The following is a 22680-nucleotide window of genomic DNA, read 5'->3' on the forward strand; positions in this document are numbered from 1 at the left end:
AACTCCCTCTCCTCCGCGCGCGGAGGAGAGGGATGTCCGTCACTCGGCCTTCGGCTCGTCCTCGGCCGCGCTCTCGGCGGCCTGGGTCTCGGCGACCTCGGCCTCGAGCGCGTCGTCGGCGGCGGTCGGCACGGTCGGCGGCACGATCGTCGCGATCGTGAAGTCCCGGTCGTCGATCGACGCCTTGGCGCCCTGCGGCAGGGTCACGTCGGAGATGTGGATCGAATCGCCGACGTCGCGGCCCTTGAGCGAGATCGTGATCTCCGACGGAATCGACGCCGCGTCGCAGACCAGCTCGACCTCGTGCTGGACGACGTTGAGGACGCCGCCCTGCTTCAGATAGGCCGACTCATCCTCGTCGGTGAACACCACGGGGACCGACACGGTGATCGCGGTATGCTCGCCGACGCGCAGGAAATCGACGTGGAGCGGACGATCGCTGACCGGGTGGAAATGGACGTCCTTGGGCACGGTCCGCTCGCCCGCGACCGACACGACGGTGGTGAAGAAGTGGCCGCTGGCCAGCGCCTTGGTCAGCGCCTTTTCTTCGAGGTGGATCGCGAGGGGATCCTTGTTCTGGCCATAGATCACGGCGGGGACGCGGCCTTGACGACGCAGCGAACGGGAGGCTCCCTTGCCAACCTGCTCACGCGTCTCGGCCGCGAGCGTCAGGGTGTCGCTCATGCGGGTATCTCCGAAACGTTGGTGTACAATCCGCGACACGCCTCCAGGGATGACCATGGCGCGGAAGCGCGGTGGCCTAGCGGGGAAGGTGGGGAAAATCAATCCTGGGGCGTTCAGTACTTCACCCGGACCGCCTTCAGCTTGTAGGCGGCGAGTTGTTCTTGGACGCTGCCGGTCCCCGCGAGGTGGCCCGCACCCACCGCGATGAACACCGTGCCGGGGCGCTTCATCCGCTCGGAGATCCAAGCCGCCCAGTTCTTGTTGCGCTGGAACAGCAGCTTCTGCGCGACTTCCGGCGAGTCCTTGAGGCTGTCGTTCATCTCCCTGGCGAGCGCGTCGGGATCACCGTGCGCCCAATCGTCGACCATCGTCTGCATCGTCGCGCGCAGCTTGGGCAACTCGTCCAGAGTCGAGGTGAGGAAGGTCAGCTGCGCGGGCTGCGACAGGCTGTTGAAATAGGCGAATTGCTGCTCGGCGGTCTCGAGCGCTTCGGTCTGCTTGTGCTCCTGCGCGGCGGCCTGGGCGAGGATCGTCTCGGGTCCGTTGTCGTCGCTGAAACCCATGTCGCGGAGCGGCGCGACCGAGAGCGTGACCGCCGCGAGCCAAGGCTTCATGTGGTCGAGCGCGGCGGCGGGCATTTGGAGCGCGCCGAGCGCGGCGGTATAGGCGGCGCGCTTGTCGGCGGGGAGCTGCTCGGTCAGCGTCGGGCCGTCGGGAACGGCGCCGACCCGCGCGACGAGCGCCTGCATCGTCGCGGCGTCAGGGGCGATGATTTCGGTGACCAACGTGTCGGACGTGTCGAATGCGGTCTTCACCGCCTCGTCGAACCAGGTGAGGCCTGGCTTCAGGACGTGGATCGTGCCGAAAAGATAGATGGTGGTGTCCGCGTCCTTGATCTCCCACAGCGCGGGATCGGCGTCCTGCGCGGTCTTTGGGGCGGGCGCGGCTTGCTGGGCGCAAGCCGGGAGGGGGGCGAGCGCGGCGAGGGCGATGGCATAGCGGAGCATCGTCCGCGCCTAGACCCACGCGCGTCGGCTTGCCAGCCCGGCTGCGCGCCCTCTAAGCGGCGTCGCCATGAGCGAGCCTCTCAGCTTCCAGGCGATGATCCTCCGCCTCCATCATTATTGGTCGGAGCGCGGGTGCGTGATCCTCCAGCCGTACGACATGGAGATGGGGGCGGGGACCTTTCATCCGGCGACGACCTTGCGCGCGCTGGGTCCGAATGCGTGGAACGCCGCCTTCGTCCAGCCGTGCCGCCGGCCCACGGATGGGCGCTACGGCGAGAACCCCAACCGGCTCCAGCATTATTACCAGTATCAGGTGATCCTGAAGCCCTCGCCGCCCGATCTGCAGGAGCTGTATCTCGGCTCTTTGGCCGCCATCGGCGTCGACATGAGCGTCCACGACATCCGCTTCGTCGAGGACGATTGGGAATCGCCGACGCTGGGCGCCTGGGGGCTGGGCTGGGAAGTCTGGTGCGACGGGATGGAGGTGACGCAGTTCACCTATTTCCAGCAGATGGGCGGCTTCGACATGAAGCCGGTCGCGGGCGAGCTGACCTATGGGTTGGAGCGGCTGGCGATGTATATCCAGGATGTCGACAACGTTTATGATCTCGCGTTCAACGACGCGGGCGTTTCTTATGGCGACGTGTTCCTCGAGAACGAGCGCGAGATGAGCGCGTGGAACTTCGAGGTGGCGGATACCGACGCGCTGTTCGACCTGTTCCGCAAGGCGGCGGCGGAGTGCGAGAACTCGCTCGCGCGGGGCTTGCCGATCCCGGCCTACGAGCAGGCGATCAAGGCGTCGCACACGTTCAATCTGTTGCAGGCGCGCGGCGTGATCTCGGTGGCGGAGCGGCAGGCGTATATCGGGCGGGTCCGCGACCTGGCGAAGGGCGCGTGCGCGGCGTGGATGGACAAGCACGGGTGGGCGGCGTGACGGCTCGCGGGGTTGAAGAAGGGGTTTCGCGCGAAGATCGCGAAGGAAATAAGGACGCGAAGAGCAAGTCCTTCCGAGCGGGCGTGGTGAACCCTCGCGTCGTGAGGATCGAGAGCGCTGAAGCGCTCGGGAGGGAGAGGCGCCGCAGGCATCATCTCTCTTCTTCATCGCGCTCTTCTTTCCTTCGCGCCCTTCGCGCGAAACCTCTTCTTCCTTCTTCGAGTCGCAGCGCATGACCGATTTCCTCCTCGAACTCCGCTCCGAGGAGATTCCCGCGCGGATGCAGGCGGGGGCTCGGGAGAGCCTGGCGAAGCTGTTCGCGGGGGAGCTGGCGAAGGCGGGGCTCGCCGCCGCCGAGACGGTGACGTACGCGACGCCGCGGCGGCTGGCGTTGATCGCGCGGGGGTTGCCCGACGCGACCGAGGCCGTCTCCGAAGAGGTGAAGGGGCCTAAGGTCTCCGCGCCGGAGCAGGCGCTGGCGGGGTTCCTGCGCAAGACGGGGCTGACGCGCGAGCAACTGGTCGAGCGGGACGGGGTGCTGTTCGCGGTGACCGAACGCGCGGGCCGCGCCACCGCCGAGGTGCTGGCGGAGGCGATCCCGGCGGTGATCCGGGCGTTTCCCTGGCCCAAGTCGATGCGCTGGGGGACAGCGTCGGCCTCGACCGAGAGCTTGCGCTGGGTGCGGCCGTTGCAGGGGATCGTCGCGCTGTTCGGCGAGGATGTCGTGCCGGTGGAGATCGCCGGTGTGGTGAGCGGGGCCGTCACCGTCGGGCATCGCTTCCACCATCCCGGCGCGATCACGATCGGCTCGGCGGCGGATTACGTCGAGAAATTGCGCGCGTGCCATGTCATCGTCGATCAGGACGAGCGGGCGGGGATCGTCCGGGCGCGGGCGTCGGCGCTGGCGGCGGAGGCCGGGCTGGCGCTGGTCGAGGACGAGGGGCTGGTCGCGGAGAATGCGGGGCTGACCGAATGGCCGGTGCCGCTGCTGGGGCGATTCGACGAAGCCTTCCTCGACGTGCCGCCCGAGGTGATCCAGCTGACCGCGCGGGTGAACCAGAAGTATTTCGTGTGCCGGGACGCGGAGGAACGGCTGGCGAATGCCTTCGTCTGCACCGCCAATATCGCGGCGAGCGACGGTGGCGCGAAGATCGTCGAGGGGAACCGGAAGGTGCTCGCCGCGCGGCTCTCCGATGCGCGGTTCTTCTACGAGACGGACCTGAAGGTGCCGCTGGAGGAGCAGGCGGACAAGCTTTCGAAGATCGTTTTTCACGAGAAGCTCGGCACGGTCGCGGACAAGGTGGAGCGCGTCGCCAAGCTCGCGCGGTGGCTGGTGGAGAGCGGGGTCGTCAGGGATTCGACTCCCTCCGGGAGCGCCACCCCCCCGTTCGTCCCGAGCGAAGTCGAGGGACAGGTGGCGAGCGCATCGCAAGGTGTCTCGACTTCGCTCGACACGAACGGGCTGGCGGACATGGCCGAACGCGCGACCCGCCTCGCGAAGGCGGACCTCGTCACCGGAATGGTCGGCGAGTTCCCCGAGCTCCAGGGGCTGATGGGCGGCTATTACGCCGCCGCGCAGGGCGAGGCGCCCGAGGTCGCCGCGGCGATCCGCGATCACTACAAGCCGGTCGGGCAGGGGGACGAGGTGCCGACCGCGCCGGTGACGGTGGCGGTGTCGCTGGCGGATAAGCTGGATACGTTGTTCAGCTTCTTTGCGGCGCTGGAAAAGCCGAGCGGTTCGCGCGATCCCTACGCGCTCCGTCGTGCTGCAATCTCGTCTATCCGCATTCTGAACGAGAGCGCAGTTCGGCTGCCTCTGGCTGCCGCGATCCATGCATGGTTAATCCACTGCGTATCGTACGGGATCACTGAGTCGTTTCAGCACGAGTCGACGAGAGAAGATCGGCTTCGGAGCGAAGGGACTGCCGAGCTCTTTGACTTGAGAGCGGTGGGATACGCTCGGCGCGTCATCCAAGAGTCCGTGGCCGACAAGACATACGCTGTTGAGCACTATATTTTTCAGCCCATTTCCGCCGAATCGACTGATTGGTACGATCGCGAGATCGCATTTGTATTGGATGATGTAGAGCTAGGCCGACGCTACAGCGAGGCCGATCATATAGGCCAATGGCCTGTCTTCGTCTCACTAAACGAGCAGCGAGCGTCCCTGATCGACTTCTTCGCCGACCGGCTCAAGGTTCAGCAGCGTGAAGCCGGCGTCCGGCACGATCTAATCGATGCGGTGTTCGCGCTCGGCGGGGAGGACGATCTCGTTCGGCTGCTCGCGCGGGTGCGGGCGTTGCAGTCGTTCGTCGGGACCGAGGATGGGGCGAATCTGCTCAGCGGGTATAAGCGGGCGGCGAATATCCTGAAGAAGGAGGGGTTTGAGGCAAGCCGAAACCCCGGCCTTGTGCCGGGGCCTGCCGATCCTCAAGCGATGTCGCCTGCGGCTCCGCAGGCTCCGGCACCGGGCCTGGGTGACGAGAGGTTCGAACCCGCCGAGTCCGCCCTCCTTGCCGCGCTCGATGCTGCCGAGCCGGCGGCCGCCGATGCCGTCGCGCGGGAGGAGTTCGAAGCCGCGATGGCGGCACTCGCCACGCTGCGGGCGCCCATCGATGCGTTCTTCGAGTCCGTGACGGTCAACGATCCCGATCCGGCCAAGCGCGCGCGGCGGCTCGCGTTGCTCGCGCGGGTGCGGGATGCGGTGCATAGCGTCGCCGACTTCTCCAAGATCGAAGGGTAGCCGCATCCCCGTTCGTCCCGAGCCAAGTCCCTCGACTTCGCTCGGGACGAACGGGGCTGGGGAGGGGCTTGCAATCCACGCCCTGCCGGTGTGTTGCGGCGCAACAGCATACGTATGCGAGGAGATTTGACGATGGCGACCGCACCCGGGACCGAGGGCAAGGCTCGCTACGTCTATCGCTTCGGCGGCGGCGTCTCGGACGGGGGCGCGGGGGACAAGACCCTGCTCGGCGGCAAGGGCGCGAACCTGGCCGAGATGGCGTCGATCGGGCTGCCGGTGCCACCGGGATTCACCATCTCGACCCAGATGTGCGCGCGTTACTATGACGAGGGCGAGCGCTTCCCGGAGAGCCTTAGGGCCGAGGTCGCTGCGGGGATCGCGCATATCGAGGCGGTGACGGGGAAGGCCTTCGGCGATGCGGCCGATCCGCAGCTCGTGTCGGTGCGGTCTGGCGCGCGGGTGTCGATGCCGGGGATGATGGACACCGTCCTCAACCTCGGGCTCAACGACGCGACGGTCGAGGGCCTGGCCAAGGGCTCGGGCGACGATCGCTTCGCCTGGGACAGCTATCGTCGCTTCATCCAGATGTATTCGGACGTGGTGCTCGAGCTCGATCACGGCGCGTTCGAGGAAGCGCTGGAGATCGCGAAGGAAGACAACGGCTTCACGCTCGATACCGAGCTGTCGGCGGATCACCTGCGGGCTTTGGTCACCGAGTACAAGTCCATCGTCGAGAAGGAGTGGGGCAAGCCCTTCCCGCAGGACGTCCACGATCAGCTGTGGGGCGCGATCGGGGCGGTGTTCGGATCGTGGCAGTCGGAGCGGGCGAAGGTCTATCGCCGGCTCAACGACATCCCGGCGAGCTGGGGCACGGCGGTCAACGTCCAGGCGATGGTGTTCGGCAACATGGGCGAGACCTCGGCGACGGGGGTGGCCTTCACGCGGGATCCGGCGAAGGGCGACCGGGCGTATTACGGCGAGTTCCTGATCAACGCGCAGGGCGAAGACGTCGTCGCGGGCATCCGCACGCCCCAGTACCTGACGCTCGCCGCACGCGAGGCGGCGGGGGCGAAGGCGGCGTCGATGGAGGAGGCGCTGCCGGAGGTCTATACCGAGCTGGCGGCGGTGTTCGACCGGCTCGAGACGCACTACCGCGACATGCAGGACATCGAGTTCACGGTCGAGCGCGGCACATTGTGGATGCTCCAGACCCGCAGCGGCAAGCGCACCGCCAAGGCGGCGCTCAAGATCGCGGTCGACATGGCGGAGGAGGGGCTGATCACGCGCGAGGAGGCGATCGCGCGGGTCGATCCGTCGGCGCTCGATCAATTGCTCCACCCGACGCTCGATCCGAACGCCAAGCGCGACGTGCTGACCAAGGGGCTGCCGGCCTCGCCGGGGGCGGCGTCAGGCGCAGCGGTGTTCGACGCGGATACCGCGGAGCGCTGGGCGGCGGACGGCAAGGCGGTGATCCTGGTGCGGACCGAGACCTCGCCCGAGGACATCCACGGGATGCATGCGGCGAAGGGCATTCTGACGGCGCGAGGCGGGATGACCTCGCACGCCGCGGTCGTCGCGCGCGGGATGGGGCGGCCGTGCGTGTCGGGGGCCGGATCGCTGTCGATCTCGGCGAAGGACAAGGTGATGCGCGTGGGCGGGCGGGAGGTCCGCGAGGGCGAGACGCTGACGATCGACGGCGCGACCGGCGAGGTGATGGCGGGCGAGGTCGCGACGATCCTCCCCGAGTTGGCGGGCGATTTCGGGACTTTAATGGTCTGGGCCGATGCGGTGCGGCGGCTGAAGGTGCGCGCCAACGCCGAGACGCCGAACGATTGCCGGACGGCGCGCGACTTCGGCGCGGAGGGCGTCGGGCTGTGTCGGACCGAGCATATGTTCTTCGATGCGGCGCGGATCACCGCGGTGCGGCAGATGATCCTCGCGTCGGACGAGAAGGGGCGGCGCGCGGCGCTCGACAAGCTGCTGCCCGAACAGCGCAGCGACTTCGCGGCGATCTTCGAGGTGATGGCGGGGCTGCCGGTAACGATCCGGCTGCTCGATCCGCCCTTGCACGAATTCCTGCCGCACGAGGAGGCCGAGTTCGCCGAGGTCGCGGCGGCGGCAGGGGTCGATGTCGAGGTGCTCAAGCGGCGCGCGGCGGAGCTTCACGAGTTCAACCCGATGCTGGGGCATCGCGGCTGCCGGCTGGGGGTGACCTACCCTGAGATCTACGAAATGCAGGCGCGCGCGATCTTCGAGGCAGCGATCGACGTGGCGGAGAAGAGCGGCGCGGCGCCGATCCCCGAGGTGATGATCCCGCTGGTTGCGACCAAGCGCGAGCTGGAGCTGATGAAGGCGGTGGTCGACCGGGCGGCCGTCGCCGTGTTCGCCGAGCGCGGGCGCGAGGTGGAGTATCTGGTCGGCACGATGATCGAGCTGCCACGCGCCGCGTTGCGCGCCGGCGAGATCGCCGAGGTCGGCGAGTTCTTCTCGTTCGGGACCAACGACCTGACCCAGACGACGCTCGGCGTGTCGCGCGACGATGCGGCGCGGTTCCTGGGGGCGTATGTCGAGCAGGGGATCTATGCGCGCGATCCGTTCGTCAGCCTCGACGTCGAGGGGGTCGGCGAGCTGGTGAAGCTGGCAGCGGAGCGCGGGCGGGCGACGCGGCCCGACATTAAGCTGGGCATCTGCGGCGAGCATGGCGGCGATCCGGCGTCGATCGCCTTCTGCGAGGAGGTCGGGCTCGATTACGTCTCGGCGTCGCCGTACCGCGTGCCGATCGCGCGGCTGGCGGCGGCGCAGGCGGCGTTGCGGTGATCCGATCATGCTGAGGAGGGACTGAGCGTAGGCGAAGGCTCGGTCTCGAGCCCCGCTGCGGGCCTTCGAAACGGTGTTTCGACACGCGCTCAAGACCTCCTCAGGATGAGCGCTCGGTCAATCCGCCACGCCGAAGTACACCAGCAGGATCGCAAACACGGGGACGATCACCCAAAAGATGAAGGTCAGCAGCAGCGCGGTCCGGATCAGTCCGCTCCAGCGGCCGAGCGAATAGGCGCCCTTCATCTGCTTGTAGATATGGACGATCGGGACGATCGTCCCGGCGACGGCGAGCCAGGGCCAGGGGACGCCGACGGCACCGAGCACCGCCAGCGTGATCGCGAGCAGCGACATGAAGCTCAGCGAATACGTCGCGAAAACGGCGTGGTCGTAGAGGCCGAAGCGGCGGCTGAACGGAAAGAGCAGCCACAGGAACGGGACCGAGAGCGGGATCAGCGCCCAGCTGTATTTGTATGCGCTCGACTTCATCTTGTAGAGGACGAGTTGCGGATTCTCGCGGGCGTGCTCGAACTTCTGCTCGAACCAGTTGGAGCCGGTCGACTTGTGCTCGACGCCGTCGGCACCGCCCGACGGCAGCACCTTAAGTGCGGTGACGACGCCGCTCCGGGCCTCCGTGGTGGCGGCGATCCGCTTTTCGAGCCTGGCGATCCGCTCGGCGTCGGGTGTCTCGTCGGCGCGTTCCTCCGCGATCTCGCGCCGTGCATCGGCGACGGTGGCATCGGCCTCCTTCAGTTGTTGGGTGAGCTTGAGGCGGGTGTCGACGAGGCTCTTCTGGAACCCGGGCTTGAGGAAATCGCTGTCGCCGAGATGCCAGCCGGGGAGGTTGGCGACGATCGCGAAGAGCAGGAACACCGAAAAGAGGAAGATCGCGAGCGGCGAGACGAAGCGCGCGCGCTCGCCGGCGACGTAGCGGCGGGTCAGCTCGCCGGGGCGGAAGACCAACATCGGCAAGGTCCGCGGCATCTTTCCTTCGAAGTGGAAGACGCCGTGCGCGATCTCGTGCCCGATCGCACCGGCGGTGCGGTGGACGTGTGCGGACTGGCCGCAGGCGTGGCAATGCTCGCCGATCAGCGCGGTGCCGCAGTTGAGGCATCGGACAGGATGCGCGCCCGCATGATGCGCCTCGCCCGCCGCCGGCTCGACGGCGCGCCCGAACAATCCCCCGGTCACGGCGTCCGCCGCGGCTTCGATCCCCGTCATGGCGCGGACGTTACCGCGCCGGAACGGTTCGGCTCAAGCGCTTCTTCAGTAGCGCGAGAGTTCGACCGGCAGCTTGCGATAGCCGTGGACGAAGCAAGCGGCGACGCGCTCGGGCTCGCCGACGACGTTCACCCGCATCCGCCGCTCGGCCATCTCCTCCATCAGCACCTGGACCTGGAGTTCGGCGAGCCGCGCGCCGACGCAGCGGTGGATGCCGTGCCCGAAGGCGAGATGGCGGCGGGCGTTGGCGCGATCGACCTGGAACTCCTCGCCATTGTCGCCGAACACGCTCTCGTCGCGATTCGCCGAGAGATACCAGAGCACGACCTTGTCGCCGGCGGCGATCTGGTGGCCCTGGAGCTCGACATCCTGCGTCGGGGTACGGGCCATATGGGCGAGCGGGGTCTGCCAGCGGATGATCTCACTGGCGGCGTTGGGGATCAATCCGCGGTCCGCTTCGAGCTTGGCGCGCTGATCGGGGAACTTGTCGAGCGCATAGGCGAGCCCCGACATGGTGTTGCGGGTGGTGTCGTTGCCGCCGACGATCAGCAGGATCAGATTCCCCATGAACTCGAGATGGTCCATCGACCCCATCGCGTCCGAATGAAGCATGATCGAGAGGAGATCGGGCGTCGGCTCCTTGCCGGCCTTGGCGTCCCACAATCGTTTGAAGTACGCGCCCGCCTCGTGGACCTTGGCGAGCCGCTGTTCGCGCAGCGCATCGTTCTTGATGATCTCGATATCGCCCATCCAGTCCGACCATTCGGTCAGCTTGCGGCGGTCCTCCCAGGGAAAGTCGAACAGCAGGGCGAGCATCTGCGTCGTCAGCTCGATCGAGACCTGATCGACCCAGTCGAACCGCTCGCCCCAGGGCAGCCGGTCGAGCACCTCGCCCGTCCGTCGGCGGATATCGGTCGACATCCGCTGCATCTCGGACGGGGTGAAGGCGGGCGCGACGGTGCGGCGCTGGGCGGTGTGGATCGGGCGGTCGCGGCCGATGAACATCGGCATCCGCGGACCTTCGATCTCGGGATTGAAGCGGGCTATGGTGAAACCGTCCACCTCCGACGAGTACAGATCGGGGAGCGATTCGACCTCGACGATCGGCTTGTAGGTCGAAAGCGACCAGTACGGCCCGAACTCCGACTCCGGAACGTAGTGGATCGGCGACTCGGCGCGCAAGCGACGGAACGGCTCGCGCCAGGTGTCGTCGCGGTACAGCTCGGCGCGGCTCACGTCGAACGGATCGACCGCGGGAAAATCCTCAACCTCTTTCGCCAGAGTCGCCATGCCCACTCTCCTTTGCCTGCGAGAGTGCCTTAACTGACAGAACTGTCAATAGGGGTGCGATGGAACAGCTTGCGCCAAGGTCCGGCAGCGCTGCCCGATTGGAGGACGCCGCGACGGAACAGCCGCGCACCGACGCTGATGAAGATGGTGACCCAGAGCGCCTGCCAGGCGAGCGCGGCGACGTGCGGCCATAGCTCGCGCGCGGCCGCGGCATGTCCCGCCATCGCGAAGGGAGAGGACAGCGGGAAGACTTCGGCGAACAGCGCCAGCCGCGAGCCGGGGTGCGACGCGGCGGCGGAGGAGAGCGCGAACATCGCGACCTGGAGGATGGTGATCGGCAACGACAGCATCTGGATCTCGCGCATCGACGACGCCTGCGCGCCGACGCCGAGGAACACCGAGCCGAGCAGCAGGTACGCCATCGCGAAATACGCGGCGAACAGCGCCGTGAACGGAAGCAATCCGATCGCCGGGCGCAACTCGGCGAGCCCCGATGCCGTCGAGGCGGGGAGCAAGGCACTGATCTGGCTGAGCACGGTCGCCCAGAAGCCGACGAACAGCAGCGCCACGCCGAACATGCCCAGCAGCTTGCCGAGGAACACGCTTTCCAGCGGGACGGCAGCGGCGAGGACCTCGATCACCTTGTTGTTGCGCTCCTCCGCCATCGTGCCGACCATCTGGCCGGCGAGGAACAGCGTCAGGAAGAAGACCCCGAACACCGCGAGGAACGCGGACTGGTTGCGGCTGGTCGCCGGCGGTCCCGAGCGGGTGACCTGGCGTTTGACCGGAGTGCTGAGGGACCGCCTGCCGACGCGCTCGTCCTGGAGGGTCCGTTCGGCGACCGCGGCCAGATAATCGGCGGCGCGCTCTCCGCCCCGGCCATAAGCGATCCGCGGGCGATCGAGCGGCCCGGCGAGTGCAGCGGCGATGGTCGAGGTCGGCGCCGTCACCAGCGCGGCGGGATCATCCACCGGCGGGTGGACCACCAGTTCGGGCGGCGCCTCCTCGGCCCGGAACAGCCGCCGTAGCTGCGCGTCGGCGGCGCGGACCGCGCGCGCGCGATCCGGAGCGACCGCCGCGACGATCCGGCCCGGCGCCTGGTCGCGCTCGGATACGCTCGCCGCGCCGATCCCGCCGATCGCGCCGAACGATCCCATGATCAGCGGCGCGAACAGGAAGAGGAGGAAGATCGGGGTGAAGACGGTCGCGGTGAAGTCGCGGCGCGCGATCGTCAGCGTCTGGCGCAGGTTGCGGCGGAGGCGGCTCACGGCTTCGCCTCCGCTTCCCCGACGATGTGGACGAAGGCTTCGTGGAGGCCGGGCCGCTCGATCGACAGGCCCGAGATACCGTAGCCGGCGGAGATCAGCCGCGCGAGCGTCGCCTCGATCCCTCCGAGCGGGAGTGCGAAGCGCCAGCCCTCGCCGTCGCGCACGGCATCGGCGGGAAGTTGCGCGGCAAGCGCCTCGTCCGGATGATGGGGGACGTAACGGACCTGCTGGGGCAGCGTGCCGCGCGCGTCGTCCACGGTCCCCTCGAAGCGCGCGCGGCCCCGGGCGATGATCGTCAGCCGGTCGCACAGGCGCTGGGCGTGCGCCATGACGTGGGTGGAGAAGAGCACGGTCGCGCCGCGATCGCGCTCGGCCCGGATCAGCATCTCGAGCCGCTCCTGGTTGACGGGGTCGAGGCCCGAGAAGGGCTCGTCGAGGACGATGAAATCGGGGCGGTGGACGACCGAGCCGAGCAGCTGCACGAGCTGCGCCATGCCCTTGGAGAGCTTGCGGATCTTGGTGTCGGCGGCGTCGCCGAGGCCGTTCGCCTCGAGCAATTCGGTCGCGCGGGCACGGCCGACCCGCCAGTCGAGCCCGCGAAGCGCGCCCATGAAGGCGATCGCCTCCTTCGCCTTCATCGCCGGGTAGAGCCCGCGCTCCTCGGGCAGATAGCCGACGCGGTCGCTGGCGTCGCGGGGATGGGGCGCGCCGAGCAGCTCGCGGGTGCCGCCGTCGGGCTCGATGATGCCGAGGAGCATCCGCAACGTCGTCGTCTTGCCGGCGCCGTTCGGGCCGAGCACGCCGTAGATGCTGCCGGTCGGCACGGCGATGTCGACGCCGTCGACGACGCGCCGGTCGCCGAAGCGCTTGACCAGGCCGGAGGCGGTGAGGGCGAGGGGAGCGTTCAAGGGGCCTCCGTCACCCCGGATACTTCGACTTGGCTCAGCACATGCTTGTTCCGGGGTCCACCGTCGGGCAGAGCCGAACGCGCTGGGCTCTTGCCCTACGGTGGGTGCCGGAACAAGTCCGGCATGACGGATATGCTGGCCTCATCGCCTCTCGAATCGCGCCTGAAGGCGAAGGCTGCCGAGCTCGGCTTTGCGGCGTGCGGGGTCGCGGGCACCGACGCCGCACCTCGCGCGGCGGCGCGCCTGCGCGAGTGGCTCGCCGAAGGGCGGCACGGCGACATGATCTGGATGGAAGCGCGCGCGCACCACCGCGAGAGTCCCGCCGGGCTGTGGCCCGAGGCGCGGAGCGTGATCGCGTTGGGGATGAGCTACGCCCCTTCGGACGATCCACTGCGGCTGGCGAGCGAGAGCGGCGTCGGGCGCGTGTCGGTCTATGCCCAGGGCGGCGACTATCACGATGTCGTCAAGAAGGCGCTGAAGGCGCTCGCGCGGTGGCTGGTGGCGGAGGCGGGGGGCGACCTCAAGGTCTTCGTCGACACCGCGCCCGTCATGGAAAAGCCGCTCGCCGAGGCGGCGGGGTTGGGGTGGCAGGGCAAGCACACCAATCTCGTCAGCCGCGAGCACGGCAGCTGGCTGTTCCTGGGGGCGATCTACACGACGCTGGCGCTGCAGCCCGACGCGGCGGCGCCCGAGACCTGCGGCTCGTGCGACGCCTGTCAGCGGGCGTGCCCGACCGACGCCTTCCCCGCGCCGTTCCGGCTCGACGCGCGGCGGTGCATCTCATACCTGACGATCGAGCATGCCGGACCGGTGCCGGTCGAGTTCCGCGGGGCACTGGGCAACCGCATCTACGGCTGCGACGATTGCCTGGCGGTGTGCCCGTGGAACAAGTTCGCCGCCTCCGCCGCCGCCAACCTCGCCTTTGCGCCGCGGGCGGAGCTGGCCGCGCCGGAGCTGGCGGATCTGCTGATGCTCGACGACGCCGGGTTCCGGCAGGTGTTCTCGGGCTCGCCGATCAAGCGGATCGGGCGGGACCGGTTCGTGCGGAACTGTCTGTATGCGGCGGGGAATAGCGGGGATTTCGGGTTGTTGGGGGCGGTGGAGGCGCTGGTTCGCGACCCCGACCCGGTGGTGGCGGAGGCGGCGGCGTGGGCTGTCGTAAGACTTGCCTCCCCTGAAAGGGGAGGTGGCGCGTAGCGCCGGAGGGGTGTCACCCGTGGTGAGGGAGTACACCATCACGACTGGCGACACCCCTCCGTCAGCCTTCGGCTGCCACCTCCCCTTGCAGGGGAGGCAGGTCCATCGCCTACTTACCGCCCTCTCTCCTCGTCAGCGCGGCGACGCAGCTGGCGCGGTCGATCGCGCTGCCGTCGGGCTCGCGGGCGTCGACATAGGTGACGCGCGGCTCGGCGGAGCCCTTGGGGTAGAGGTAGGCGTCGAGGACGCAGATGCCGCTGGCGAACTGGAGCTTGCGTGCCGAGCCTTCGCGGACATCGGCGTCGGGCTGGCCGAACAGCGCGGTGAGGCTGGCGGCGTTCTGGCCGATCACGCGCTCCAGCCCGGCGCTGGTGTAGGGGACCGCCACGCTTCCCGCGGATTGGGCGCGTGGGACGACATCGCCGCCGCAGCCGGCGACGGAGAGCGCCATGCCGATCATCGCCAAACGCTTCACTTCCGGCCTCCGTGGAACAGGTGGGTCGCCATCGCCGCGCCGAGGACGGGCGCGAGGATGTTGAGGCCCGGAACCACGAACAGCCCGGTCCCGGCAAGCCCGAGGAGGAAGCGGCGCGCGCCGGTCGCCTTGCGCCAGTCTCGCATCGCCGCGGACCCGAGGTGGCGCGCCGCGACCATGTCCCCCAGGTCGCGCCCGAGCAGCCAGGCGTTGACCGCGAAGAACAAGGCCGCGGTGCCGATGCCGGTCACCAGCAGCGCGAGATAGGCGGGGAGGAGGATCAGGTTCACCCCGACGAAGCGCGCCGCCGAGCCGACCCCCATCGCCGCCGAACGCGCGAGCGGGACCGGCTTCGCCAAGGCCAGCGCCTGCGGATAGTGACGGCGCTCGACCGCCTCGACGACCGCGTCGGCGAAGACGCCCACCACGGCAACGGCGACCGCGCGGAAGGCGAACCAGAGGAGAAGCGCGAAGGTGACGGTCGCGGCGACCCCGGCGAGCGCGCCGTGGTGTCCGCCGGCGGCCTGGGCGATCAGCGCATCGGCCAGCCACCATGCGCTCGCGCCGAGCAGGGCGAAGAGCGCGAGCGTCACCGCGAGACTCTTCGCCAGCACGCCGAGGATCGCGCGGTCGCCGAGTTGGCCGAGGCTGAGGAGGAAGGCGCGGATCACGCACACGGGGATGCGACCGGCGGCGCGGTTGCGCAAGCGGGACGGGGTTCGTACGGCGCGCGCAACCTTCTCAGGAGCATCCGTGACCCAGACCAGCTACGACATCGTCGCGATCGGCAACGCCATCGTCGACGTCCTCTCGCCCGCCGACGACGCCTTCATCGCCGACAACGGGATGACCAAGGGGGCGATGCAGCTCGTCTTCACGACCGAGGAGGCGGAGGCGCTCTACGCCAAGATGGCGCCGGGGCAGACGGTGTCGGGCGGATCGGCGGCGAACACCATCGCGGGAATGGCGGCGCTGGGATCGTCCTGCGCGTTCATCGGCCAGGTCGCCGACGACCAGCTCGGCGACATCTTCGCACACGACATCCGCGCTGCCGGCATCCGCTTCGACGTGGCCGCGCGTGCCGGCGAGCCGACGACGGGACGATGCCTGATCTTCGTCTCGCCCGATGGGCAGCGGACCATGAACACCTTCCTCGGCGCGTCGCACTTTCTGCCGGCGGCGGCGCTGGACCGCGAGCTGATCGCGGGATCGAAGTATCTCTATCTCGAAGGGTATCTCTGGGACCCGGAGGAGCCGCGGGCGGCGATGCGGGCGGCGATCGACGTCGCGCGGGCGGCCGGGCGAAAGGTCGCCTTCACGCTGTCGGCGGAGTTCGTGATCGACCGCCACCGGGACGCTTTCCGCGAGCTGATCGAGGCCGGGTTGATCGACGTGCTGTTCGCCAACGACGACGAGCTCAAGTCGTTGACCGAGGAGAGCGATCTCGACGCGGCGATCGCGGCGGTGGCGAAGGTGGAGACGTTGGTGGTCACCTTCGGGCCGGAGGGCGCGATGGCGGTCGAGGGGGGCACGCGGACGCGGGTCCCGGCCGAGCCGGTGGAGCGGGTGGTCGATACGACCGGCGCGGGTGACCTGTTCGCGGCGGGCTTCCTCCATGGGCGGATCGCGGGGCGTTCGACCGCGGAGGCGCTGCGGCTCGGCGCGATCTGCGCGGCGGAGTGCATCGGGCATTACGGCCCGAGGCCGGTGGCCGATCTGAAGGCGCTGGCTGGGTGAGCCCGTGCTCCCGCGACGGCGGGAGCCCGGAGCAGCAGGCGACGTCCTGAACGGCTCTGGGCTCCCGCCTCGTCGCGGAAGCCCCTAGCTCAGTGCTGCGTTCCCACGGGCGCGGGGAACTCCCCCATCTCGGGTCCACCCTCTTCGTCCAGCCCGTGGTAGAGGCGGCTGTTGCGCATGCCGTAGACGAAATACATCACGATCGCGATCAGCGTGTACCAGCCGAAGAACTGCAGCACCCGCGTCTCCACCGTGAAGATCAGCAGGATGCAGAACAGGATGCCGAGCGCCGGCAGCACCGGGTAGAGCGGCACCCGGAACCCGCGCGGCAGATCGGGATGGGTCCGCCGGAGCCAGATCACCGACAGGCAGACGATCGCGAAGGCGGCGAGCGTGCCGACCGAAGTCATGTCGCCCAGCGTGTTGATGTCGAAGAACGCCGCCGCCACGGCGGTGATCAGTCCGACGAGGATCGTGTTCACCCAGGGCGTCTTGAACTTGGCGTGGATCGTCGCGAACACGCGCGGCAGCAGGCCGTCGCGCGCCATCGTGTAGAAGATGCGGGTCTGGCCGTACATCAGCACGAGGACGACCGAGGTCAGTCCGACGATCGCGCCCGCCTTCACCAGCTTGGCGAACCAGGCCCATTGCGGCCCGAGCGCGTCGACCGCGACCGCGACCGGATCGGGGACGTTGAGCGTCTTGTAGTTGACGATCAGCGTCATCACGATCGAGACGAGGATGTAGATCGCGGTGCAGATGAACAGCGAGCCGAGCAGCCCGATCGGCATGTCCTTCTTGGGGTCCTTGGCCTCCTGCCCCGCGGTCGAGACCGCCTCGAACCCGATGTAGGCGAAGAACACGATCGACGCGGCGCGCAGGATCCCGCCCCAGCCGAACTTGCCCTCCTCGCCGGTCGCGGGCGGGATGAACGGGTCCCAGTTCGCCTTGAGCGTGTCGATGTGGGCGATGACGTAGCCGCCGCAGATCAGGATGAAGGCGATGATCACCGTCAGCTTCACCGCGACGATGACGTTGTTCACCTTCGCGCTCTCCGACACGCCGATCACCAGCAGCGCCGTCATCGCCGCGCAGATCAGGAAGGCGGGCAGGTTGAACAGGTAGGTGAGCGGGGCGCCGTCGGCGCCCGTGACCGGAATCATCGTATCCCCGACCGTCTGCATGATCGCATGGCCGGTCGGCCCGGTCAGCGCGACCGGGATGACGATGCCGAAATCGCGGAGCAGGCTGACGACATATCCCGCCCAGCCGACCGCGACGACCGATGCCGCCAGTCCGTATTCGAGCAACAGCAGCGCGCCCATGATCCAGGCCGCGAACTCGCCGATGGTCGTGTAGCTGTAGGTATAGGCGGAGCCCGAGACCGGCAGCGTCGACGACAGTTCGGCGTAGCAGAGGCCGGCGAGCGCGCAGATCACCCCGGCGATCCCGAACGAGATCAGCACCGCCGGCCCGGCGTGGAGCGACGCCGCGCTGCCGGTACGAACGAAGATGCCAGCGCCGATGATGCAGCCGATCCCGAGGAAGACGAGGTTCCAGGGGCCGAGCGTTCGCTTCAGCTCCGAATGCTGCGTCTCGCGCTGAACCTGCTCCACCGTCTTGCGGAGGAGCATGCGTCCGAGAAGTCCGGGTGCGGGTCGGGTCGCCAAATCACTCTCCCAGGCCGCTCCCCCGCGGCCGAACGAGGGGCGAACCTAACGGGAGATCGCATCGGCGCAAGAGTCTTGCGTCACGACGCGGCGTCGTTGCGCACCAGCATCGGGCCGAGCGTCCTGCCCGCCAGGATGTGGACGTGGAGGTGCGGCACCTCGGCATGGCTGTCGAGCCCGGTATTGGCGAGCAGGCGATAGCCGGACGCGACCAGACCATGATCGCGCGCCACCCGTCCGACCGCGCGGACGAAGCCCGCGATCTCCGCATCGGACGCGCGCGCGCTGAAGTCGTCCCAGGAGACGTAGCGGCCTTTCGGGATCACGAGGATGTGCACCGGCGCCCAGGGTGCGATGTCGTGGAAGGCGAGGGCATGATCGTCCTCGTACACCCGCTTCGCAGGGATTTCGCCGCGAAGGATGCGCGCGAAGATGTTCTGATCGTCATAGGGCTGGGTGGCGTCGACGGGCACGGGTCACTCCGGACGAAAGGAGAGGGGGCGGCCGGACTTTTCGTCATGGCCCGACCGTCCCTCGCGGCGGGCGAGTTCGCGGCGGACGTCGTCGAGGCTGAGGCCGGCGTCGGCGAGGAGCACGAGGAGGTGGAAGACCAGATCCGCCGCCTCGGGAACGATGCTCGCCTCGTCACCCGACATGGCGGCGATCACGGTCTCGACCGCTTCCTCGCCGAGCTTCTGTGCGATCTTGCCCCGGCCCGAGAAGAACAGGCTGGCGGTATAGGATTTGACCGCGGGGGCGTCCTTGCGGGCGCGGATGGTCGCTTCGAGGCGATCGAGAGTGTCGTCGGCCATAACGCGCGGGGTGGCGCTTGGCGGCGCGCGGGTCAATCCTTGCGGAAACGCCGCCGTAACGAGCGGCGGACGAGCCAGACCGCGACCACGGCCATGACGAACAGCGCGACGTCGGAGAGTTCGGGGCCGGTGCGTACGCCCGCGACCCCGCTGTGGCCGTCGTCGGCGAGGGCGGGGGCGGCGAGGAGGAATGGGAGAAGGCGCACGGGCGGGGTCTAGGCGAAAGTTCGTAAGCGAAGCGTCAATGCGCCCGCACCGGCACACCCGCCGCCGCGAGCGCGGCGTGGGCGTCGGCGATGCTCGCTTCGCCGAAGTGAAAGATCGAGGCGGCGAGGACGGCCGAGGCGTGGCCGTCGACGATGCCGGCGACGAGGTGGTCGAGCGATCCGACTCCTCCGCTCGCGACCACGGGGACGCTGGTGCGGTCGGCGATGGTGCGGGTGAGGTCGAGGTCGAAGCCGCTCTTCGTCCCGTCGCGGTCCATCGAGGTGACGAGCAGTTCGCCCGCGCCGAGTTCGGCGAGGCGGAGCGCGTGGGCGACCGCGTCGATCCCGGTCGCGCGACGGCCGCCGTGGGTGAAGACTTCCCAGCTCTCCCCGACCCGGCGGGCGTCGATGCTGGCGACGCAGCATTGCGAGCCGAAGCGTTCGGCGATCTCGGCGACCACCTCGGGCCGCGCGACCGCGGCGGAGTTGACCGCGACCTTGTCCGCGCCCGCGAGCAGGAGCGCGCGAGCGTCGTCCGCCGTTCGCACTCCGCCGCCGACGGTCAGTGGCATGAAGCAGACCGCGGCGGTGCGGCGGAGGATGTCGAGGAGCGTGCCCCGGCCCTCGTGGCTGGCGGAGATGTCGAGGAAGCAGAGCTCGTCGGCGCCGGCGGCGTCATAGGCGCGCGCCTGCTCGACGGGGTCGCCCGCGTCGATCAGGTCGACGAAGTTGACGCCCTTGACGACACGGCCGTCGGCGACGTCGAGGCAGGGGATCACGCGGGCGCGGACGGTCATTGGGGTTGCTCCTCCCCGCTCGCGGGGAGGTGGCGCGGAGCGCCGGAGGGGGCTCTCCTCCCGGATGTCGCTTGTGGAGAGCCCCCTCCGTCAGCCCTTCGGGCTGCCACCTCCCCGTGAACGGGGAGGATTTGAAGAGCCACGCTCACGCAGCCCTCGCCACACTCAACGCCGCGGCGAGGTCGAGGCGGCCGTCGTACAATGCCCGGCCCGTAATCACCCCTTCGACGCCGTCGCGGGCGTGGAGGGCGAGGACGTGGATGTCGGCGATCCCCGCGACGCCGCCGCTCGCGATCACGGGAAGGTCGACGGCCCGGGCAAGGTCGACCGTCGCCTGCACGTTGCAGCCCTTGAGCAGACCGTCGCGGCCGACATCGGTGAAGAGGAGCGAGGCGACGCCGGCGTCCTCGAAGCGGCGGGCCATGTCGATCACCTCGACGTCCGACACGTCGGCCCAGCCCTGAGTCGCGACATAGCCGTCCTTCGCATCGACCGCGACGACGATGCCGCCGGGGAAGGCCGCGGCCATGTCGCGGACGAACTCCGGGTCCTTGAGCGCGGCGGTGCCGATGACGACGCGGGCGACGCCGAGATCGAACCACGCCTCGACCGCGTCGCGCGAGCGGATGCCGCCGCCGAGCTGGACGTAGCCGGGGAAGCGCGCGACGATCGCGCGGACCGCCTCGCCGTTGCGCGACTCGCCGGCGAAGGCGCCGTCGAGATCGACGACGTGGAGGTGCTGCGCGCCTTGGTCCGCGAAGAGCATCGCCTGCGCGGCGGGATCGTCGCCGTAGACGGTGGCGCGATCCATGTCGCCCTCGGCGAGGCGGACGACCTGGCCGGCTTTGAGGTCGATCGCGGGGAAGACGATGAAGCTCATTTCCCTCTCCCCGCTGGCGGGGAGAGGGTGGCCGAGCCGAACGCGAGGTCGGGAGAGGGGCAGTGGGATTCACTCCGCTCTCCGCACTGCCCCTCTCCCCAACCCTCTCCCCGCAAGCGGGGAGAGGGAGATATTGTCACACCCGCCACGTGAGGAACCTCTCCAGCAGCGCCAGCCCATATCGCTGGCTCTTCTCCGGATGGAACTGGACGCCGAGCAGATTGTCGCGGGCGATCGCGGCGGTCACCGGGCCGGCGTGGTCAGTGGTGGCGATCACGTCGCTCCCCTCGAAGGCGTAGCTGTGGAGGAAGTAGGCCTCGCCGGGCTCGATCAGCGGGTGGGCGGTGGCGGGGACGACGTCGTTCCATCCCATGTGGGGGATTTTGGCGTCCATCGTCTCGGGCTCGATCCGGCGGACCGTGCCGCGCACCCAGCCGAGGCCCTTGTGGACGCCGAAGGTCGGGTCGGTCATGCCCCCGGCATGACCTGAACAGCGCGGGGCGCTGTTCACCCGACCTTCTTCCCCCGCATCCGCCATCAGCTGCATCCCGACGCAGATGCCGAGGAACGGCGCTCCTTCTGCGATGACACGACGTTCGAGCGCCTCGACCATGCCGTCCACGTCGCGGAGCGCCGATGCGCAGGCCCCAAACGCTCCGACGCCGGGGAGGACGATGCGGTCGGCCTTGACTACGGTCTCAGGATCGGCGGTGACGGTGAGGTCGTCGCAGCCGGCGGTGCGCAGGGCATTCTCGACCGAGTGGAGGTTGCCCGCGCCATAGTCGATCAGCGCGAGGGTCACAGCGTCCCCTTGGTCGAGGGAATCGCGTCCGCCTTGCGCGGGTCGATCTCGATCGCGGTGCGGAGTGCGCGGGCGAGGCCCTTGAAGGCGCTTTCGGCGATGTGGTGATTGTTCTCGCCGTGGAGCGTCTCGACGTGGAGCGTGATCCCGGCGGCCTGTGCGAACGAATGGAACCAGTGGCCGAACAGCTCGGTATCCATCTCGCCCAGGCGCTTCTGCGAGAAGGGGACCTTCCAAACGAGCCACGGTCGCCCGCTGATGTCGAGCGCGACGCGGGTGAGGGTCTCGTCCATCGGGCTGAGCGCGTCGCCGTAGCGGCGGATGCCGCGCTTGTCGCCGAGCGCCTGGGCCAGCGCCTGGCCGATCGCGATGCCGGTGTCCTCGACGGTGTGGTGCTGGTCGATGTGGAGATCGCCCTGGGTGCGGACGTGGAGGTCGATCAGCGAATGGCGCGAGAGCTGTTCGAGCATGTGGTCGAAGAAGCCGACCCCGGTTTCGACGTCGTAGATGCCGGACCCGTCGAGGTTCAGGGTGACCGCGATGTTGGTCTCGCTGGTGTCGCGTCGAAGGGTGGCGGTCCGCATCGCCGCCGCCTTAACGCCTCGTCGCATCCATGCAATCTTGACCCGGCTTCCCACCGCGCTACCCAAGGCGCGATGAGTGATGCGCTGCCCGATAGCCTGATTCCGTACGACGAGATCGTGCAGGAGGCGCTGCGCGCCGTCGTCGGCCGCGTGCTGGGGACGGTGGCGGAGTCGGGCGGAGTGCTGCCGGGCGAGCATCACTTCTACATCACGTTCAAGACGCAGGCGCCCGGCGTCGACATTCCGCGGCGGCTGATCGAGCGTTTCCCGGACGAGATGACGATCGTCCTCCAGAACCGGTTCTGGGAGCTGACCGTCGACGCGCAGAAGTTCTCGGTGGGGCTGAGCTTCAACCAGGTGCCGTCGAAGCTGGTGATTCCCTATTCGGCGATCACCGGGTTCCACGATCCGGCGGTGAACTTCGAGCTGCGCTTCCAGGCGCAGGAGGGTCCCGAGGACGGCCCCGGCGGACACGATCCGGCGGAGAACGACCAGCCGGTGGCGTCGACCGAGGACGGGTCGAACGTCGTCAGTGTGGACTTCAAGAGGAAGAAATAGCCCTCCGTTCGTGTCGAGCGAAGTCGAGACACGCTGACGAGGCTTCTCGACTTCGCTCGAAGCGAACGGGTGCGGGTTCGCGAGCTGGAG

22 protein-coding genes are annotated in these 22680 nt (G+C 68.7%); 6 read left to right on the forward strand and 16 right to left on the reverse strand.

What is annotated here, in order from left to right; all coding sequences use genetic code 11:
* Positions 1-39 precede the first annotated feature (39 nt).
* Complete coding sequence (locus AC4GYY_RS00490) at positions 40-684, reverse strand: 50S ribosomal protein L25/general stress protein Ctc (protein ID WP_491117761.1); 645 nt, start codon at positions 682-684, stop codon at positions 40-42.
* Positions 685-797: 113 nt separating this feature from the next.
* A complete protein-coding gene (locus tag AC4GYY_RS00495) occupies positions 798-1691 on the reverse strand; it encodes a TraB/GumN family protein (RefSeq protein ID WP_491117763.1) in 894 nt (297 codons plus the stop codon).
* A 67-nt stretch (positions 1692-1758) separates the two neighbouring features.
* Between AC4GYY_RS00495 and AC4GYY_RS00500 the strand changes: the two genes are divergently transcribed.
* The 3 genes from AC4GYY_RS00500 (at position 1759) to ppdK (ending at position 8185) form a co-directional block, all read left to right on the forward strand.
* Positions 1759-2625: a glycine--tRNA ligase subunit alpha gene (locus AC4GYY_RS00500; RefSeq protein WP_491117765.1), complete on the forward strand. Its 867-nt coding sequence runs from the start codon at positions 1759-1761 to the stop codon at positions 2623-2625.
* Between the two features lie 232 nt (positions 2626-2857).
* Positions 2858-5368, forward strand: coding sequence for a glycine--tRNA ligase subunit beta (gene glyS / locus AC4GYY_RS00505; RefSeq protein ID WP_491117767.1), 2511 nt, complete (start codon positions 2858-2860; stop codon positions 5366-5368).
* Positions 5369-5500: 132 nt separating this feature from the next.
* A complete protein-coding gene (gene ppdK, locus AC4GYY_RS00510; RefSeq protein WP_491117769.1) occupies positions 5501-8185 on the forward strand; it encodes a pyruvate, phosphate dikinase in 2685 nt (894 codons plus the stop codon).
* A 117-nt stretch (positions 8186-8302) separates the two neighbouring features.
* Here ppdK and AC4GYY_RS00515 read toward each other — a convergent pair whose 3' ends face one another.
* The 4 genes from AC4GYY_RS00515 to AC4GYY_RS00530 are packed head-to-tail and all read right to left on the reverse strand — an operon-like array spanning position 8303 to position 12872.
* Positions 8303-9406 (reverse strand): DUF3667 domain-containing protein, encoded by a 1104-nt coding sequence (locus tag AC4GYY_RS00515; RefSeq protein ID WP_491117771.1) that lies wholly within the window; start codon positions 9404-9406, stop codon positions 8303-8305.
* 45 nt (positions 9407-9451) lie between these two features.
* Positions 9452-10696, reverse strand: coding sequence for a cytochrome P450 (locus AC4GYY_RS00520; RefSeq protein ID WP_491117773.1), 1245 nt, complete (start codon positions 10694-10696; stop codon positions 9452-9454).
* 29 nt (positions 10697-10725) lie between these two features.
* Entirely contained in the window at positions 10726-11964 is a 1239-nt protein-coding gene (locus AC4GYY_RS00525) for an ABC transporter permease (protein ID WP_491117775.1), read from the reverse strand.
* Positions 11961-12872 (reverse strand): ABC transporter ATP-binding protein, encoded by a 912-nt coding sequence (locus AC4GYY_RS00530; RefSeq protein WP_491117776.1) that lies wholly within the window; start codon positions 12870-12872, stop codon positions 11961-11963. Before AC4GYY_RS00530 ends, AC4GYY_RS00525 begins: the two co-directional genes overlap by 4 nt.
* 132 nt (positions 12873-13004) lie before the next feature.
* Here AC4GYY_RS00530 and queG point away from each other — a divergent pair, with 132 nt between their 5' ends.
* Positions 13005-14069, forward strand: a complete 1065-nt coding sequence (gene queG / locus AC4GYY_RS00535) for a tRNA epoxyqueuosine(34) reductase QueG (RefSeq protein WP_491119260.1) — start codon at positions 13005-13007, stop codon at positions 14067-14069.
* 109 nt (positions 14070-14178) lie between these two features.
* On the opposite strand, the gene AC4GYY_RS00540 is transcribed toward queG, so the two are convergent.
* On the reverse strand, positions 14179-14544 hold the full coding sequence (locus AC4GYY_RS00540; RefSeq protein WP_491117778.1) for a hypothetical protein: 366 nt from the start codon (positions 14542-14544) through the stop codon (positions 14179-14181).
* Positions 14541-15215: an EI24 domain-containing protein gene (locus tag AC4GYY_RS00545; RefSeq protein WP_491117780.1), complete on the reverse strand. Its 675-nt coding sequence runs from the start codon at positions 15213-15215 to the stop codon at positions 14541-14543. The genes AC4GYY_RS00540 and AC4GYY_RS00545 overlap by 4 nt, the downstream gene beginning before the upstream one ends.
* Before the next feature lie 82 nt (positions 15216-15297).
* On the opposite strand from AC4GYY_RS00545, the gene AC4GYY_RS00550 reads away from it, so the two are divergent.
* Positions 15298-16281 (forward strand): adenosine kinase, encoded by a 984-nt coding sequence (locus tag AC4GYY_RS00550; protein ID WP_491117782.1) that lies wholly within the window; start codon positions 15298-15300, stop codon positions 16279-16281.
* Between the two features lie 89 nt (positions 16282-16370).
* On the opposite strand, the gene AC4GYY_RS00555 is transcribed toward AC4GYY_RS00550, so the two are convergent.
* The 8 genes from AC4GYY_RS00555 to hisB form a co-directional block, all read right to left on the reverse strand.
* Positions 16371-17915, reverse strand: coding sequence for an amino acid permease (locus AC4GYY_RS00555; RefSeq protein WP_491117784.1), 1545 nt, complete (start codon positions 17913-17915; stop codon positions 16371-16373).
* A 116-nt stretch (positions 17916-18031) separates the two neighbouring features.
* Positions 18032-18424, reverse strand: a complete 393-nt coding sequence (locus AC4GYY_RS00560) for a histidine triad nucleotide-binding protein (RefSeq protein WP_491117786.1) — start codon at positions 18422-18424, stop codon at positions 18032-18034.
* Positions 18425-18427: 3 nt separating this feature from the next.
* Entirely contained in the window at positions 18428-18763 is a 336-nt protein-coding gene (locus AC4GYY_RS00565; RefSeq protein WP_491117788.1) for a phosphoribosyl-ATP diphosphatase, read from the reverse strand.
* 32 nt (positions 18764-18795) lie between these two features.
* Positions 18796-18969, reverse strand: a complete 174-nt coding sequence (locus tag AC4GYY_RS00570) for a hypothetical protein (protein WP_491117790.1) — start codon at positions 18967-18969, stop codon at positions 18796-18798.
* A gap of 35 nt (positions 18970-19004) precedes the next feature.
* Entirely contained in the window at positions 19005-19766 is a 762-nt protein-coding gene (gene hisF / locus AC4GYY_RS00575) for an imidazole glycerol phosphate synthase subunit HisF (RefSeq protein WP_491117792.1), read from the reverse strand.
* A 145-nt stretch (positions 19767-19911) separates the two neighbouring features.
* A complete protein-coding gene (gene hisA / locus AC4GYY_RS00580; RefSeq protein ID WP_491117794.1) occupies positions 19912-20646 on the reverse strand; it encodes a 1-(5-phosphoribosyl)-5-[(5-phosphoribosylamino)methylideneamino]imidazole-4-carboxamide isomerase in 735 nt (244 codons plus the stop codon).
* A gap of 136 nt (positions 20647-20782) precedes the next feature.
* On the reverse strand, positions 20783-21448 hold the full coding sequence (locus AC4GYY_RS00585; RefSeq protein WP_491117796.1) for an imidazole glycerol phosphate synthase subunit HisH: 666 nt from the start codon (positions 21446-21448) through the stop codon (positions 20783-20785).
* Positions 21445-22032, reverse strand: a complete 588-nt coding sequence (gene hisB, locus AC4GYY_RS00590; protein WP_491117798.1) for an imidazoleglycerol-phosphate dehydratase HisB — start codon at positions 22030-22032, stop codon at positions 21445-21447. The genes AC4GYY_RS00585 and hisB overlap by 4 nt, the downstream gene beginning before the upstream one ends.
* A 72-nt stretch (positions 22033-22104) precedes the next feature.
* On the opposite strand from hisB, the gene AC4GYY_RS00595 reads away from it, so the two are divergent.
* On the forward strand, positions 22105-22590 hold the full coding sequence (locus tag AC4GYY_RS00595) for an SspB family protein (protein WP_491117800.1): 486 nt from the start codon (positions 22105-22107) through the stop codon (positions 22588-22590).
* The last annotated feature ends 90 nt before the right edge of the window (positions 22591-22680 follow it).

This window comes from Sphingomonas sp. SP6 (assembly GCF_058313435.1).

Bases quoted from the DNA above. Each gene is read 5' to 3' on its own strand.
- hisF (WP_491117792.1), bottom strand. From the start codon at position 19,766: ATGACCGTCCGCGCCCGCGTGATCCCCTGCCTCGACGTCGCCGACGGC.
- AC4GYY_RS00490 (WP_491117761.1), bottom strand. From the start codon at position 684: ATGAGCGACACCCTGACGCTCGCGGCCGAGACGCGTGAGCAGGTTGGC.
- AC4GYY_RS00515 (WP_491117771.1), bottom strand. From the start codon at position 9,406: ATGACGGGGATCGAAGCCGCGGCGGACGCCGTGACCGGGGGATTGTTC.
- glyS (WP_491117767.1), top strand. From the start codon at position 2,858: ATGACCGATTTCCTCCTCGAACTCCGCTCCGAGGAGATTCCCGCGCGG.
- AC4GYY_RS00500 (WP_491117765.1), top strand. From the start codon at position 1,759: ATGAGCGAGCCTCTCAGCTTCCAGGCGATGATCCTCCGCCTCCATCAT.
- hisB (WP_491117798.1), bottom strand. From the start codon at position 22,032: ATGCGGACCGCCACCCTTCGACGCGACACCAGCGAGACCAACATCGCG.
- hisA (WP_491117794.1), bottom strand. From the start codon at position 20,646: ATGAGCTTCATCGTCTTCCCCGCGATCGACCTCAAAGCCGGCCAGGTC.
- AC4GYY_RS00520 (WP_491117773.1), bottom strand. From the start codon at position 10,696: ATGGCGACTCTGGCGAAAGAGGTTGAGGATTTTCCCGCGGTCGATCCG.
- AC4GYY_RS00495 (WP_491117763.1), bottom strand. From the start codon at position 1,691: ATGCTCCGCTATGCCATCGCCCTCGCCGCGCTCGCCCCCCTCCCGGCT.
- AC4GYY_RS00595 (WP_491117800.1), top strand. From the start codon at position 22,105: ATGAGTGATGCGCTGCCCGATAGCCTGATTCCGTACGACGAGATCGTG.
- AC4GYY_RS00565 (WP_491117788.1), bottom strand. From the start codon at position 18,763: ATGGCCGACGACACTCTCGATCGCCTCGAAGCGACCATCCGCGCCCGC.
- AC4GYY_RS00555 (WP_491117784.1), bottom strand. From the start codon at position 17,915: ATGCTCCTCCGCAAGACGGTGGAGCAGGTTCAGCGCGAGACGCAGCAT.
- ppdK (WP_491117769.1), top strand. From the start codon at position 5,501: ATGGCGACCGCACCCGGGACCGAGGGCAAGGCTCGCTACGTCTATCGC.
- queG (WP_491119260.1), top strand. From the start codon at position 13,005: ATGCTGGCCTCATCGCCTCTCGAATCGCGCCTGAAGGCGAAGGCTGCC.